This is a genomic window from Sanguibacter suarezii NBRC 16159 (genome assembly GCF_001552735.1).
Lineage (GTDB): Bacteria > Actinomycetota > Actinomycetes > Actinomycetales > Cellulomonadaceae > Sanguibacter > Sanguibacter suarezii.
Genome location: NZ_BCRT01000010.1, coordinates 495,070 through 508,143 on the forward strand (window position 1 = coordinate 495,070; position 13,074 = coordinate 508,143).

General features: G+C 69.4%; 14 protein-coding genes, 4 tRNA genes and 1 pseudogene. 7 read left to right on the plus strand and 12 right to left on the minus strand.

All coding sequences use genetic code 11. The features are described from left to right. Positions 1–112: 112 nt before the first annotated feature. Both SS2_RS06850 and SS2_RS17675 read right to left on the minus strand, forming a co-directional pair. On the minus strand, positions 113–676 hold the full coding sequence (locus tag SS2_RS06850) for a hypothetical protein (RefSeq protein WP_066462318.1): 564 nt from the start codon (positions 674–676) through the stop codon (positions 113–115). A 381-nt stretch (positions 677–1,057) separates the two neighbouring features. Beyond that, positions 1,058–1,219: a hypothetical protein gene (locus SS2_RS17675; protein ID WP_174523191.1), complete on the minus strand. Its 162-nt coding sequence runs from the start codon at positions 1,217–1,219 to the stop codon at positions 1,058–1,060. A 130-nt stretch (positions 1,220–1,349) separates the two neighbouring features. Here SS2_RS17675 and SS2_RS17915 point away from each other — a divergent pair, with 130 nt between their 5' ends. Next, positions 1,350–1,577 (plus strand): hypothetical protein, encoded by a 228-nt coding sequence (locus SS2_RS17915; RefSeq protein ID WP_245643395.1) that lies wholly within the window; start codon positions 1,350–1,352, stop codon positions 1,575–1,577. Between the two features lie 12 nt (positions 1,578–1,589). On the opposite strand, the pseudogene SS2_RS18225 reads toward SS2_RS17915, so the two are convergent. Then, positions 1,590–1,736, minus strand: a pseudogene (locus SS2_RS18225) (helix-turn-helix domain-containing protein); the annotation flags it as partial. A 274-nt stretch (positions 1,737–2,010) separates the two neighbouring features. Here SS2_RS18225 and SS2_RS06860 point away from each other — a divergent pair. Next, positions 2,011–3,159 (plus strand): tyrosine-type recombinase/integrase, encoded by a 1,149-nt coding sequence (locus SS2_RS06860; protein ID WP_066462320.1) that lies wholly within the window; start codon positions 2,011–2,013, stop codon positions 3,157–3,159. A gap of 167 nt (positions 3,160–3,326) precedes the next feature. Here the strand turns inward: SS2_RS06860 and SS2_RS06865 are convergent, their stop codons facing one another. The 5 genes from SS2_RS06865 to SS2_RS06885 form a co-directional block, all read right to left on the minus strand. After that, positions 3,327–4,241: a nucleotidyl transferase AbiEii/AbiGii toxin family protein gene (locus tag SS2_RS06865; protein ID WP_066462322.1), complete on the minus strand. Its 915-nt coding sequence runs from the start codon at positions 4,239–4,241 to the stop codon at positions 3,327–3,329. Next, complete coding sequence (locus tag SS2_RS06870; protein WP_083941867.1) at positions 4,238–4,885, minus strand: type IV toxin-antitoxin system AbiEi family antitoxin domain-containing protein; 648 nt, start codon at positions 4,883–4,885, stop codon at positions 4,238–4,240. The genes SS2_RS06865 and SS2_RS06870 overlap by 4 nt, the downstream gene beginning before the upstream one ends. 254 nt (positions 4,886–5,139) lie before the next feature. Then, positions 5,140–5,214: transfer RNA gene (locus tag SS2_RS06875), tRNA-Val, on the minus strand. A gap of 30 nt (positions 5,215–5,244) precedes the next feature. Next, a tRNA-Cys gene (locus SS2_RS06880) sits at positions 5,245–5,315 on the minus strand. A gap of 45 nt (positions 5,316–5,360) precedes the next feature. Next, positions 5,361–5,432: transfer RNA gene (locus SS2_RS06885), tRNA-Gly, on the minus strand. A gap of 226 nt (positions 5,433–5,658) precedes the next feature. Here SS2_RS06885 and SS2_RS06890 point away from each other — a divergent pair. From SS2_RS06890 to SS2_RS06900, 3 genes are all read left to right on the plus strand, one after another. After that, a complete protein-coding gene (locus SS2_RS06890) occupies positions 5,659–6,738 on the plus strand; it encodes a chorismate-binding protein (RefSeq protein ID WP_083941910.1) in 1,080 nt (359 codons plus the stop codon). Then, the gene (locus SS2_RS06895; protein ID WP_066462330.1) at positions 6,735–7,607 is read left to right on the plus strand and encodes an aminotransferase class IV; all 873 of its coding nucleotides are present in this window, start codon (positions 6,735–6,737) and stop codon (positions 7,605–7,607) included. Before SS2_RS06890 ends, SS2_RS06895 begins: the two co-directional genes overlap by 4 nt. A 144-nt stretch (positions 7,608–7,751) precedes the next feature. After that, a tRNA-Val gene (locus SS2_RS06900) sits at positions 7,752–7,823 on the plus strand. Positions 7,824–7,898: 75 nt separating this feature from the next. Here the strand turns inward: SS2_RS06900 and SS2_RS06905 are convergent. Beyond that, positions 7,899–8,387, minus strand: a complete 489-nt coding sequence (locus tag SS2_RS06905) for a hypothetical protein (protein WP_066462331.1) — start codon at positions 8,385–8,387, stop codon at positions 7,899–7,901. Between the two features lie 148 nt (positions 8,388–8,535). Here SS2_RS06905 and SS2_RS06910 point away from each other — a divergent pair, with 148 nt between their 5' ends. Further along, positions 8,536–9,396, plus strand: coding sequence for an SDR family oxidoreductase (locus tag SS2_RS06910; RefSeq protein ID WP_066462332.1), 861 nt, complete (start codon positions 8,536–8,538; stop codon positions 9,394–9,396). 92 nt (positions 9,397–9,488) lie between these two features. Here SS2_RS06910 and SS2_RS06915 read toward each other — a convergent pair whose 3' ends face one another. Genes SS2_RS06915 through SS2_RS06925 form a run of 3 tightly spaced genes read right to left on the minus strand, consistent with a single transcriptional unit; the run spans position 9,489 to position 11,585 of the window. Continuing rightward, entirely contained in the window at positions 9,489–9,968 is a 480-nt protein-coding gene (locus SS2_RS06915) for a DUF4383 domain-containing protein (protein ID WP_066462333.1), read from the minus strand. Positions 9,969–9,999: 31 nt separating this feature from the next. Next, complete coding sequence (locus tag SS2_RS06920) at positions 10,000–11,169, minus strand: zinc-dependent alcohol dehydrogenase (protein WP_066462336.1); 1,170 nt, start codon at positions 11,167–11,169, stop codon at positions 10,000–10,002. Then, a complete protein-coding gene (locus tag SS2_RS06925) occupies positions 11,166–11,585 on the minus strand; it encodes a hypothetical protein (RefSeq protein WP_066462338.1) in 420 nt (139 codons plus the stop codon). The genes SS2_RS06920 and SS2_RS06925 overlap by 4 nt, the downstream gene beginning before the upstream one ends. A gap of 177 nt (positions 11,586–11,762) precedes the next feature. Between SS2_RS06925 and SS2_RS06930 the strand changes: the two genes are divergently transcribed. Further along, positions 11,763–13,046, plus strand: a complete 1,284-nt coding sequence (locus SS2_RS06930; RefSeq protein WP_245643396.1) for a wax ester/triacylglycerol synthase domain-containing protein — start codon at positions 11,763–11,765, stop codon at positions 13,044–13,046. The last annotated feature ends 28 nt before the right edge of the window (positions 13,047–13,074 follow it).

A 13,074-nucleotide genomic window follows, 5' to 3' on the forward strand; every position in this document is an offset into this window, starting at 1 on the left:
GAAACCTTAGGACTTGCTTCGCTCCGACGGCATGTCGACTGCCGCGTGTGCTGGACCTGCATCGACCGTGGAATCGACCGTGGAGCCAGGTTCAGATTCCGGGAGCCTGCCGTCACCCTGGGCGGGTGGCTACCCGGTGCTGACCGTCGCGCTCATTTGGGCTTGGCGTGCAGGCCTCGTCGTTGATGACCGAGATTGAGGGCTCGTCACTGAACGGAGACAAGGACCAGGTGGGTCTGGGAGGGGCATCCTGGGAGACGTAGGCGGTGAACGTGCGGGTGGCGTTGTTGGATACGTTGATCGTCGTCGAGAGGCTGCCAGTGTTGGAGGTCCCGCAGATGTTGAAGGTCGCGTTGCAGGAGGTGAGGCGCCGGCCCTGGTCGTCATAGATCGACAAGTAGTACGGGTAGGGGACCGCCGCGCTAGTCGTCGCGGTGACCACCGCTGAGGTGTTGTGTATGTCGACCTGCGTGCGCGAGATCGTCAACGTCGCCGTCCCCGACCACGGCTCCACCGCGGCCGCCGTTGCGGCCGGCAACGCGATCAGGAGTGTTCCCGCGAGGGCAGCGGCAGTGGTTGCACCGATCAGCCGCCGGAGAGGCGCCAGTATCGCGTGTCTTCTCAGGTGGACCCCCGTCGAACGCACCAGGTTCCGCTTGCCTGCGTGAAACCACATGAAGCTTCCTCCTACCGCTTCGCACCTTTATCACCAAATCGACGCCAATGGGTAGGAGCTTGAGGCTCGACAGGCAGTCGTTCGTTGGGATCTTTGGCCAGGGTGTCGGCCTGATGTCGCAGCGTCCGTCAACGACCGTTCGCAAGACATCCACGGGAACTGGTCTCGACATCGGCGCGTCGTGTCTCATAGCCCGTGTCCGAGATCTACGTGCCGCGAGGCGCGTGGGCGGAACAGATGCCAGATGTGTCATGGATCCTGAAGCGCCCTCGAGCACGTGTTGGCATGCGTCCTCCCGGGCCGCTGCTGTCCGTGGCGGACAGGCTCGGATCGTCGACGTCGCGGGGGTGAGCTAGACGATGTCGATGGTCCTCGCCTGCCTCACGCGACACCTGGCCCCGCGGCGGTGACATCAGCGTCGTCGCCGCGCCAGCGGGCCAGCGGTTCCCGGTTCTCGCGGATCGTTGCGAGGTCGGCAGCGCGGTCAGGTTTGCGCTGTCCCGTGGCGCCGATCGACAAGTCCGCGAAGTGCAGCACGACCAAGCGGAGACCGTGCAGTGGGATCTGCTCAGCGCGACGGGCGTCGTAGATGCGCCGCTGCTCCGCGCGTCCTACCCCCGCTGAGGGTCTGTCGGCGGTCGAAGAATGGTGCTGGCTCATAGTGTTGGGACTCGTGGACCTCGACGATGAGGTGCTCGTCGGGCCAGTAGGAGTCGACCCGCAGCCGTGCGCGGTTGCCTTGTGCGTTGGGATCGCCGAGCAGCCAGCTGAAGGTGTGCTCGCGGCTCCCGCGTGTGCCAAGGATCTCGTCGCACAGGTCGAGCACGTACGCCGCGCGACGCGATTGCAGAGACTGAACGCCGGCATCTGGTTCTGGCGCGAGTACGGGGCGGACTGGTGAGGCCAGGGCGTCTCTGACGTCGTCTTCGGCGAAGACGTATCTCGAACCGTCTTTGCGTCCTGGAATGCGTCCTGCGCGAGCCCACACCCGGATAGTTCGCGCGGAGACGCCAAGGACGGTGGCGAGCTGTTCTGAGGTCAATGCGCTGGTCTGTGGCACATGACAGTCCTACAGGTCCGGGCGATCAGCGTCCAGGACGAACTTCGCGTGTGTGTCCCGCGCCGCGACGCACACCTCCTATCAAGCACGTGATCTCGTAGCGCCGAAGGTGGTCGGCAACGCGAGCTCATGTGAATTCACAGGTGCTGCTTGTTCGGTTTCGTGCACCGAGGGGGCGGTCGTGGGAGTCGCGTCATGCGGGAGGGGCGAGCCTGGAGGGAGCACCACGGCGGCCAGTCCAGAGGCCTCCTGCTGGAGGTGGGGAGGAGGTCTCGTGGCGAAGCGGTCGAACGGTGAGGGGTCGGTCCGCAGGCGCCCGAACGGGACGTGGGAGGCCCGGCTCTACTACGAGGACCCGCGCACAGGCGTGCGGAAGCGCCGGTCGTTCTATGGCCAGACGGCGGCGGAGGCGCGCCGGCAGATGCGCGAGGCGAGGGAGCGGCTGGCGGCGGGTGCGCCTGTGGCGGATTCGGTGATGACGATGCAGGAGTGGTGCTGGCGGTGGTTGGAGACCACGGTTGCGGCGTCGAGCAGGCGTCCCGCGACGCGAGTTCTCTACGAGAGCCTGGTGCGTTCGCATCTGTCACTCCCGCCCTTGGGGCAGATGATGCTCGGGCGGGTGCGCCCTTCCGATATTGAGGCGCTGGTCTTGCGACTGCGGGCGCGCGGGCTCGCGGAGTCCACTGTGCAGCGGATCTTCATCGTCTTGCGGATGGCGTTGGAGGGGGCGGTGCGCGACGGGCTCATCGCTCGCAACCCTGCGGCGCTGGTGCGCCCGCCGCGCATCGAGCGGACCGAAGCTCGCCACCTTTCCGTTGAGGAGGTGTCCGCGCTGCTGGAGTGTGCGAGGGGAACCCGGTACTACTCGCTGCTGCGTCTGATCGCGACGACGGGGCTGCGCAAGGGGGAGGCGCTGGCGCTCACGTGGGACGCAGTCGACCTGGACCGGGGTGAGCTCCAGGTGCGGGCCACTCTGACCCGGATCGAGGGTGAGCTCGTGGTGTCCGCGCCTAAGACTGCGCAGTCGCGGCGGGTGCTGCCTTTGGCGCCGGCGGAGGTCGAGATGCTCGCCGCGCATCGCGAGCAGCAGGCGGTAGAGCTGTCCCGGGTGGGGGAGTGGCAGCAGGACGGCTTCGTCTTCACCACCGAGACCGGTGAACCGATGGATCCGCGCAACGTCCTGCGCGCGATGACGACCGCAGCGGCGAACGCCGGGTTGAGCGATGTCAACGTCCACACCCTCCGCCACTCCGCGGCCACCGCGTGGCTGGAGGCGGGCGTGAACGTCAAGGCCGTCAGCGCACTCCTGGGCCATGCGGACATACGCATCACTGCCGACGTGTACGGCCACGTCTCTGAAGCCGTCTCGAGAGCGGCGATGGTCGGCCTGTCCGACAGTCTGCGCGAGCCTCCGCGGGACTAGCGAGACCGTCCCTCAGGTCATCTGCGCTGCTCAGACGAGGTGCGTCATCGACATGTCTATATGACGCGGTGGGCAGTGCGCCCACGGCCAGGCTCAGTCGCCTTCGGATGGACCTCCATCCCCCGTGCGGCAGGCGCCATAGGCGTGGGTGCCGCTCGCCCCTTGACCTACGTGCCTGGAACCCACGTCGCGGTGGCGGGGTCCCATGTCTGGCCGATGCTGTCTGCGGCCATGGCCGGGTCGAGCATCGCCGCGACGAGTCTGACGGCGGCTGCCGTGGTCGTGAGGTCTGCGCTGGGCGGGGTCTGGCGTGCCAGCGGCGGGTACGTGCTCTCCCAGGCGCCGGGCACGGTGAAGTGTGTGCGGGCTGGCAGGTGCCGGATGGCGCGCTCGGCGCGGATTGCCTCGTGCAGCGCGGTTCCGTCGATGCGCTGGGTGCGGGCGAAGATGACCAGGTCGACGAGGTCACGTGGGCGGCTTGAGCCTCGGCCGTTCCCGTAGGTCGTCTCGGTTGCGCAGACCTTGTCGGCGATGTGGTCGACGACCGGGTACAGCCGCACCAGAGGAGCCGCGATCCCGGGGAGGGTCAGGGGCGGATTCGAGGGCTCGACGTCGGGGGCGGTGGTCATGAGAGAGCCGGTGACCAGGTCCACGCCGAACGCGTCCACCTTGGAGTTGCCGCAGTAAGCCTCGATGGCGACCCGGGCGCCGTTGACGTAGGGCTGTTGGTCAGTGTCGCCGGCGTCGCGGACGGAGAGCACGACGAAGCGGAAATGGTCCCCTAGGTCGGGTGTGAGTGCGGCGCGCAGCGCGTCGACGGCGTCGTCGAGGTTGCCCAGGCTGTGCATGAGGTCGATGTCCTTGCTGTGGCGGGCATCGTGGACTCGTACGAGGACGGCGGTGCCGCCCTTGAGGACCCACGGTGAATCCGATTCGGCGAACACTCTGGCCAGGAAGCGTGAGAAGACGAACCGCCGGACGTACTCACTGGGTGGTCTGCCGGAGGCGCGGGCGGCCGCGCGGGCGCGCTCGGTGACTGCCTGCCACAGGGCTCGACCGGAGGCATACACCTGCTCTGTCACTGGTCCACCCTCGTGCGGGTGCGCGTCAGTCTGTCGACCAGATCCGCCCCGCTCGGTTCGCCGCGACGGGCCGCGGCGGTCTCGAGTGCTGCCGTGAGTGTGCGGCGATCGGTGAGGCCGGCGCGCAGCGCATCGGCGATGACGGCGGCGACGTGGTCGTCGTCGTGCCCGGCGGCGAGCAGGTCCGCGATCGTTCGGGCGGCGGTGGTGACTGGGAGCCCGGCGACGATGGTGACCTCGGAGGCATCGAGGACTGCGCGGCGCACCCGAACGCCGACGCGCCGTGACTGGAACCGGTCGGGCAGCACGAACTCGTGCTCATCGGCCAGGAGGTCGCCGAGCCCGTGAAGCTGGGCGGCGGAGCTGTGGGAGACGACGCCGGCGCTGGGCAGATCAGCCAGTCGCTCCTGGACCGAGCGGGCCGGTTGGAGGGCGAGCCATGCGGACCGCAGTGGGAGGAGGTGGTCGCCCTGGACCGCGGGGGAGACGTAGACCCCGTGCTCGAGCCGGTCGAACAGGCCGGCGTCGACCATCCGTGAGAGCTGCATGCGAGATAGCCCCTGCGCCTGCGCCTGGGCCGCTGTGAACAGTCCCCACTGGGCAGCGGCGAGGTCGTTCGCTCGCACAATCACCGCCGTCTGCACGCTGCAACTGTAACAGTCTGAGTGTTACAAATGAAGCCATTTTCGTGATCGGAGGCGTCCCGCCTTGGCTGCGAGCCGGCGCGAGGACGTAGGGGCGGGCCGCTTCTTGCCTGCACCGTCTACTACCCGGATCTACCCCCGTCCACGGACGTCTTCCGGAACCGGTAGGGGTACACGTAGGGGTACGCCCCCTCCAGCCAACGCAAAAGGCCGCCTCGGATTTCTCCGAGACGGCCTCTGACCTGCGGTGATGCTGGTGGGCGATACTGGGATCGAACCAGTGACCTCTTCCGTGTCAGGGAAGCGCGCTACCGCTGCGCCAATCGCCCATGTGAAATTAGCTGTGGTGCTGTGCTGCGAGGTGGAGACGGGATTCGAACCCGTGTGGACGGCTTTGCAGGCCGCTGCCTCGCCTCTCGGCCACTCCACCGTTGAGATCCATGCTTCAAGCTGACAGCCCGAAGAGATGTCTCCGAGCGGACGACGGGATTCGAACCCGCGACCCTCACCTTGGCAAGGTGATGCTCTACCACTGAGCCACGTCCGCATGCTCACGAACTCGCTGGCTTCTGTGTCCCCAGCGTTTTCGGCGCGTCACAGACTCTAATGGAACTTTGCCGTCGGCGTCCAACTGGCCTGCTGGAACCCCGGGACTTCGGCGGAAACATGCGAGATCGTTGCGGTGGTGCAGAGGTGACCTGGGGTGTCGGTAGCGTTGAGGCGTGGATGGATACGCGCGTTTCGCAGGGATCGAGGCGACCCGAGCCGTCGAGATGGTCGATGTTCTCCAGGACCCGGAGGCCATCTCCCGGGGCGGTGTGTGGTTCGTCGTCGCCGAGTTCGATGGCCCGGTGAGGGCCTGGCGCTTCGCCGACGCGCGCCGGACCGACGCCGCCGGAGCGCCCCCCGCGACGCAGGACGTCGATGCACCTGCCTGGGAGGGTCCGAGCGTGCAGGCGTGGACCAGCTCACTGTCCCACGCCGCCTACACCGGCGCGGTCTCCGCGGTGCGGGACTACATCCGTGACGGCGAGGTCTACCAGGCCAACATCTGCCGGGTGCTCTCCGCGCCGTTGCCTCGCACTCCTGCGGGCGCCGAGCCGGACCCCCGGGCCCTCGCCGACATCCTCGCCGCCGGCAACCCGGCCCCCTACCAAGGCGTCGTCCACGTCCCGGCCGGCACGGCCGGGCCTCGCTCCGGCCTCGACCCGGTCTGGGTCGTCACCGCCTCACCCGAGCTGTTCCTACGGGTCGACAACCTGAGTGGCGCAGGCCCCGCGGTCATCACCTCCAGCCCCATCAAGGGCACCGCGCCGACGGAAGCCACCCTGGCCCCCAAGGACGACGCCGAGAACGTCATGATCACCGACCTGGTCCGCAACGACCTGCAGCGGATCTGCGCCCCGGGCACCGTCGCGGTCACCGGGCTGCTGGAGGTGGAGCACCACCCCGGCCTCGTCCACCTGGTCTCCACCGTCACCGGCGAGCTGCTCGACGACGTCGCCTCCGCCCCCGACGTGTGGCGCACCATCCTGGCGGCGACTTTCCCGCCCGCGTCGGTCTCCGGCGCGCCCAAGTCCTCCGCGCTGCGGATCATCGACGAGCTCGAGACCGCCCTGCGCGGTCCCTACTGCGGCGCCGTCGGTTGGATCGACGCCGACCAGGGCACCGCCGAGCTCGCCGTCGGGATCCGCACCTTCTGGTGGGAGGGAGGCGCCGGAGCCGGCCAGCTGCGGTTCGGGACGGGCGCCGGCATCACCTGGGGCAGTGACCCAGAGGGGGAGTGGGCCGAGACCGAGCTCAAGGCGGCGCGGTTGATCGCGCTGGCCTCAGAGCACAGACTGAGGCCATGACGACTGGTGCCACGTCCGTGGTGATCTGGAAAGACGGGCGCTTCCTGACGCCCGAGGAACCCGCGCTGGCCGCCGTCGACCACGGCGTGACGGTCGGCGACGGACTGTTCGAGACCTGCGCGGTGTACGACGGCCAGGCCTTCGCGCTCAGCCGCCACCTGCGCCGCCTCGCCCGGTCCGCAGCCGGTCTGGGCCTCGAGCCGCCCGCGGAGTCGCTGGTGCGCGACGGCGTCGGGCAGGTGCTCGAGCGGGCGGGGGAGAGCGCGGGACGGCTGCGCATCACCGTGACCGCCGGGCCGGCGCCGCTGGGGTCGATGCGCGGCGACGGCCCGCTGTCGGTCATCGTGGCGGCCGGGCCGGTCGGCCCTGCGGCCGTGACCAACCGCGTGGTGCGCCTGCCCTGGGTGCGCAACGAACGCTCGGCCGTGGCCGGGCTCAAGACGACCTCCTACGCCGAGAACGTCGTCGGCTACGCCTACGCCACCGAGCGGGGGGCGGACGAGGGACTGCTGGCCAACACCGTGGGCGCGCTGTGCGAGGGCACCGCCTCGAACGTCTTCGTCGAGGTGGGCGGCGAGCTGCTCACCCCGCACCTGAGCACCGGGCCGCTCGCTGGCATCACGCGTGAGCTGCTGCTGGAGTGGGGCGCGCAGGAGGGCCTGCCAGTGCGCGAGGCTCGCCCCGACGAGCTCCCCTTCGCCGTGCTCGACGACGTGGCGACCGGCCGGGTGGGGCTCGCCCTGGCGGGCAGCATCCGTAACGTCGTCCCGGTGGTCTCCCTCGACGGTCAGGACTGCGCACCGGGGCCGCTCTCGCTGGCCGCCCAGGAGCTGTTCACGCGCCGCGCGAAGGAGCAGATCGACCACTGAGGAGACCCGCCGGGACGGTCGACCCGGAGGCCAGTTCGCTTCTGAGGGCAAGATGCGGTTACGATCTTCCACGGATACCGCAACACGCGGAGTTCACCGGGACGAACGGTTCTGATGAGCGCTCGCGTGTGGTGTTCGCCAATCGGGCGATTGGCGCAGTGGTAGCGCGCTTCGTTCACACCGAAGAGGTCACTGGTTCGAACCCAGTATCGCCCACAGTTGTTATCGCAGGTCAGAGGCCGTTTCTGTCACAGACAGAAGCGGCCTCTTGCGTGCCCGAGGACGTCCAGCTCAGTGCACGAACACCTTGAGCGACAAGGTGGCCAGCCCGAACATGCCCGCGACCGAGGCGTTGAGCAGCGCGCGCGGCCATCCCATGTGCTCTTGCCTGCCGATCACCAGCCCATAGGCGAACAACGCCACGATGCCTACCACCAGCGCAACCACGACCGCCGTCGAGCGTTCCAGGATCCCGGTGACCCCGAGCATGAGCGCCAGCAGGATGGGCCAGGACGACTGCAGCATCGGCCATTCCGCACGTGCCAGGGAGACGAGCTCGTCGCGGCGGACCGGGCGGCGAAGCACCATGCGAGCAGCGAGCGCGAGGGAGTAGACGTGGGCCAGCCAGAAGATCACGGAGGTGCCCAGCACCAGGAGTGCGGCGCGGTCGATCGTCGCGGGATCGTGGCCGGCAGCGGCGACCACGCTCGTCGCCAGGATCGTCCCGTAGATCGCGCCCGCCAAGTGATGCGCTTGCTGCACCAGCGGCGTCTGGGTCACCTGGCGAGCGTATAACTGCCGGGACTGCTGCGCCCGTCTGGCTGCGCGCATCCAGACCCGCGGCCGCTCCGGCGGTGGCGCGCAGGGCGTTGTCGCGCGACGCTGGCACGACGAGCCGGATGGACACACAGCCGGTAGAGGAGAGCTGATGACCACCATGACCCTTGCCGTGACGGGTGCCACCGGGCACCTCGGCGGCCTTGTCTCCCAGGACCTCGACGCCGCCGGGATTCCGCACCGCATCGTCGCGCGAGACCCAGCGAGCCCCAGGGTGCCCCGCCATGCCACCGTCACCGAGGTCACCGCCGCAGAGTTCGGCGACCGGGAGGCCGCGACACGGGCGCTGGCCGGCGTGCAAGTGCTGTTCATGGTCTCGGCCTCTGAGAGCGCGGACCGTCTCGCCCAGCACCGCACCTTCATCGACGCCGCTGCCGCCGCCGGGGTGCAGCACGTCGTGTACACCTCGTTCCTGGGCGCCGCGCCGGACGCGACCTTCACCCTCGCCCGTGACCACTACGCCACCGAGGAGCACCTCAAGGCCTCCGGCATGGCCTGGACCTTCCTGCGCGACAGCTTCTATCTCGACTTCACCGAGGCGATGGTGGGGGAGGACGGCGTGATCCGCGGACCGGCCCGGGACGGCGCCTGCGCCTTCGTGGCCCGTGCCGACGTCGCCCGCACGGCCGCCACTGTGCTGGCGGACCCGGCCGAGCACGCGTTGCGCACATACGACCTCACCGGGCCCCAGGCGCTCACTCTGGAGGAGGTCGCTGCGACCATCTCCGCCGTGCGCGGGACCACCGTCACCTACCACGACGAGACCGTCGAGGAGGCGTACGCCTCCCGGGCCAGCTACGGCGCCCCTGACTGGCAGGTCGAGGCATGGGTGAGCACCTACACCGCGATCGCCGACGGCTCGATGGCGACGGTCAGTACCGCGGTCCGCGACCTCACCGGGTCGCAGCCTCTGGGCCTGGAGGAGTTCCTGCGTGCCAGCCCCTCACGCTGACCGCGAGCGACTCACCCGGCCCTCGCACAGTCAGAGGCCATCCCCGCAGCAGCGGAGACGGCCTCTGGTGCATCCGTGGCGTGGTGGCAGGGTCACTGCCGCCGTACCGCAGGCTCGGTCCGTGGCGTCGTCGCCGTGCGGCGCGCCGGCCACAGGGCGATGACCAGACCGAGGACCGCGCTGACGGCGTGCAGCACGTTGTCAGCGGCGTTGATGTTGAGGAAGTTGATGTCTTCGTCGTTGACGGCCCACAGGCCGTACACGAACGCCGCTCCGTAGCCGACGACGAGGATCCACCCGAAGGTCCGGGCGCTGCGGTCGGTGGTCCACAAGATCACGCCGAGCACACCGATCGCCAGGTGGATGATGTTGTGGAGGGGGTTGATCGCGAACCCGAGCAGCGTCTCGGAGTGGTCGTGCTCGGTGAATCCGTCGAAGCCGGTGATGAAGAAGCCCCAGATCCCGACGACGAGGTACGCCAGTCCGACGATGAGGGCCAGCCACTGGTGCACCTGCCGTGCAGGTCGGGTGTACTCAGGGGACCGTGAGGCCCCAGTTGACGAGGTTGTCATGGTTCTCACTCCTTGTGCGGTGTCGTTCCGGTCACGGGACGAGGACGGCTCTGACACAGCCGTCCTTCTTGTTCTTGAACAGGTCGTACGCGTGAGGTCCCTCAGTGAGGGGCAGCTCGTGGGTGGCGAGGTGCTCGGTGAGGATCTCGCCGCGGGACATGCGCTCCAGGAGCATCGGGATGTACCGCTGCCCGTGCATCTGCGCGCCGCGCATGGTCAGCCCCTTGTTCATGAGCGACCCGAGCGGGAAGCCATCCACGATGCCGACGAACACCCCGAGCACAAAGACGCTCCCGCCCTTGCGACAGTGGTAGATCGCATGCCGCAGGGCCGTGGGGCGGTCGGTCTGCATCCGCAGCATCTGCTTGGTGCGGTCGAAGGCGTTCTCGATCGGACCGCCGGTGGCCTCGGACCCGACCGCCTCGATGCACACGTCCGGTCCCCGGCCGGCCGTAGCCTCCAGCAGCGCTGCGCCGACGTCGTCGTAGCCCTCGCGGAGCGTCTCGCAGCCGATGTGCCTGCGTGTCATGTCCAGGCGGTACTCGAGCGGGTCGATGACCGTGACGCGCTCGGCACCCAGCAGCATGGCGGACCGCGCCGCCATCTGCCCCACCGCGCCGGCGCCCCACACCGCGACGTGGTCGCCGGGCTTGACCCCTCCCAGGTCCGCCCCCATCCATCCGGTGGCGACCGAGTCCGAGGCGAACAGCGCACGCTCCTCGGGGACGTCGTCGGGGATGGTGAATGCGCCGACGTCGGCATAGGGCACCCGGATGTACTCGGCGTGGGAGCCTTCGTAGCCGCCCATGGCGTGGGAGTACCCGAAGCACCCACCGGGGGCGGAGCCCCACAGTGCCTCGGTGATAGCGGGGTTGCGGTTGCCGTTCTCGCACAACGAGTAGAGCTCGTTGCGGCAGTACCAGCACGCCCCGCAGGAGATGAACGAGCAGACGACCACCCGGTCGCCCGGGTGGTGCTTACGCACCGCGGAGCCCACCTCGACGACCTCGCCCACGAACTCGTGCCCGATCACGTCACCGGACCGCATGAACGGCACGTACCCACCGATGAGGTGCAGGTCGGAGCCGCAGGTGACGGTCCGGGTGACCCGCACGATCATGTCGCCGGGGTTGGCCAGCTGGGGATCTGGGACGTCGCCAACCGCGAGCTGGTTGACGCCCATCCACTGGAGCGCCTTCACAGTCGTCCCTCTCGACCGGAGCGGCGGATCGCCAGCTCGAGGGGGAGGGAGGTCAGCGTGCGCCGCCGGGTGACGGGGATGTCCGGAGGCATGACCTCCCCGGTCTCGATGAGCTGACGCGTGGTGCGCAGCGCCTGCCGCGCATCCGTGCGGTTGATGCGCTTGTCCGACAAAGAGAGCCGGATCTCGGTGCCACGCTCTCCGGGCGCCGCAGTGAGGTCGATCTCGGTGCCGGGGCCGAGCTCCGCGAGCGGCGCCGGGAGGCCGCCGTCGGCGAGATGCTGCTTCAGGGCAGCCAGGGGGCGGTCGACCGTGATGGCGAGCGGTCGGGGATCTGCGCTGGACCGCGCGCGAGAGGCCAGGACGGCGGCGGCGGCACAACCGACACCGAGGCCGAGGACGATGAGCTTCTTCATGAGAGTCCTTCCGGGGGACCGGGTGCGACTCTCCTCGCAGGAGCGGGAGGTCGGCAGCCGCCGGACCGCGCCCGCTTCTCGACGCTCATCTCCCACTCTGCCCTCGGTGGGGCGGCAACGCAATGGAACGGCGGAATAGTTGTCCCTGTCCCTGTCGCGGTCCCCTAGGGTGGCGGGATGCGTGAATCGACGGGACGCCTTGCATCGGTTGATGAGGCGAGCCTGGTGATCGACCATGCTGGTCAGGTCAACGTGTTCCTCATCGCTGGACTGCTGGCAGCAGGCGGCTTCGTCGATCGTGACGGCGCCGCCGACCTGGCTGCTCTGCGTGCAGGGCTGTGCGCCCGGATCGCGGTGATCCCAGCACTGCGCCGCATTCCTGCCCCGGTCGGTCGCAGGCACCGGTGGGTCGACGCCTCGCCCGACCTCTCGCACCACATCCGGCTCGTCGACCCCGTCGACGGGCTCGGGGGACTCGAGCGGATGTGCGGGGAGCTGATGACTGTGCCGCTGCCGCTGGACCGCCCACCGTGGGAGCTCCTCGTCGTGCCGGGAGCGGGCGCCAGCCAGGTCGGCTTCGTGCTGCGCATCCATCACGTGATCGCCGACGGCGTTGCAGCCCTCGCGATCGTGGAGCAGCTCTTCGAGCCCGACCCCCAGGGCCAGCCCCAGCACCTGCGCTCGCACCCGAGTCCGGCGGCCACGAGTCCGGCGCCAGGCCCGCTCGGGTCCAGTGCGCTCTCTGCCTTGCGCCGGGCAGGTGTGGGTGTGCGTCGCGTGCTGACGATGGTCGGTGGCCGGGGGACCGGACCGACGGTGCTGCTCGGATCCTGCGGCCCGAACCGCGGGGTCGTCTTCGTGGATGCAGACCTCACGGCGCTCCGGGCGCGGGCGCGGCCGCTGCCGGCGACGGTGAACGACGCCCTCCTCGCCGCCGCCGCTGCGGGGTACAGGTCTGCCATGGCAGCCGGCGGGGACCACGTCCCCGCCGACCTGCCGGTCTCAGTCCCGGTCGCCTTGCGCCGACGCGGGACATCGAGCAACCAGATCGGCGTCATGCGTGTGCTGCTGCCCCTCGCGGTGACGGACTCCGACGCGCGCCTGCGACTCGTCGCTGCCCGGACCAGGGAGGAGAAGGCCCTTGCTCGCGAGCAGGGGACGCTGGAGTTCATGCGCGGACCGTGGGGTGCGCGCATCATGGACCGCGTCGCTCGCCGCCAGCATGTGGTGGCGGGCTTCATCACCAACCTGGCTGGGCCCGCTGAGCTGCGCTGCCTCGCGGGCGCGCCAGCGGTCGCGATCTGGCCGGTCGCGGGGCTCGCCGGCAACGTCCGGCTCGGCGTCGCGGCGGTGTCCTACGCCGGCAGGCTCCGGTGCAGCGTCCATTTCGACGCAGCCGCTGTGCCGGGCGAGGTGTTCGCGCACGCCATGAAGGAGGAGCTGACGCGCGCGCCTGGATGACCAGCGCGGCCGCGCGCATGACGCGCCC

What these genes read in the sequence shown, in the direction of transcription:
- SS2_RS06850 (WP_066462318.1), bottom strand. Translation starts at nt 676, where the DNA reads ATGTGGTTTCACGCAGGCAAGCGGAACCTGGTGCGTTCGACGGGGGTC.
- SS2_RS06890 (WP_083941910.1), top strand. Translation starts at nt 5,659, where the DNA reads ATGGTCGATGTTCTCCAGGACCCGGAGGCCATCTCCCGGGGCGGTGTG.
- SS2_RS06925 (WP_066462338.1), bottom strand. Translation starts at nt 11,585, where the DNA reads ATGAAGAAGCTCATCGTCCTCGGCCTCGGTGTCGGTTGTGCCGCCGCC.
- SS2_RS06910 (WP_066462332.1), top strand. Translation starts at nt 8,536, where the DNA reads ATGACCACCATGACCCTTGCCGTGACGGGTGCCACCGGGCACCTCGGC.
- SS2_RS06915 (WP_066462333.1), bottom strand. Translation starts at nt 9,968, where the DNA reads ATGACAACCTCGTCAACTGGGGCCTCACGGTCCCCTGAGTACACCCGA.
- SS2_RS06895 (WP_066462330.1), top strand. Translation starts at nt 6,735, where the DNA reads ATGACGACTGGTGCCACGTCCGTGGTGATCTGGAAAGACGGGCGCTTC.
- SS2_RS06930 (WP_245643396.1), top strand. Translation starts at nt 11,763, where the DNA reads ATGCGTGAATCGACGGGACGCCTTGCATCGGTTGATGAGGCGAGCCTG.